Consider the following 487-nt stretch of genomic DNA (forward strand, 5'->3'; position numbering starts at 1 on the left):
ATCAACTGGTAAGATTGACGTTAAAACTGCCAGCGGTGAAACTGTTAGCGTACCAGAAACCGCCGCTATTATTGGCGTAGTATTTGACCGTGACGCGGTAGGGGTTGCCAATTTAGACCGCCGTGTAACTACCAACTACAACGCGAAAGCGGAGTTTTACAACAACTATTACAAAATGGATGCGGGTTACTATAATGACCTTGCCGAAAACTTTGTAGTATTCTTTGTTGGTGAATAATCCGAACTAAAATAAAAGGCTGGCTTAATGCTGGCCTTTTTTATAGGGGTTTATTATGATTGTTAATCTATATTTAAATAAATCATCAACTAATAGTATTAATAAAGATTTAGATTTAATTTCAACAATAAATGTTAATTTTAAATCTGACTTAAATATTAGTTCGCCTGAAATTAAACTATTATTAGATGGTATTAATTTTAAAAAAATAAATTATGTAGGTATTCCTGATTTAAATAGGTTTTATTT

Annotated in this window: 2 protein-coding genes; both read left to right on the forward strand. The window is 32.0% G+C overall.

Annotation, left to right across the window (positions count from 1 at the left end):
- Positions 1 to 238, forward strand: a 238-nt coding sequence (locus tag AC3DEV_RS16840) for a phage major capsid protein (protein WP_488372842.1), incomplete at its 5' end; no start/stop codon positions are given.
- 55 nt (positions 239 to 293) lie between these two features.
- A partial coding sequence (locus AC3DEV_RS16845) for a hypothetical protein (RefSeq protein WP_488372843.1) occupies positions 294 to 487 on the forward strand: 194 nt, incomplete at its 3' end.

The organism is Dietzia sp. IBK-p2-15D (assembly GCF_057773105.1).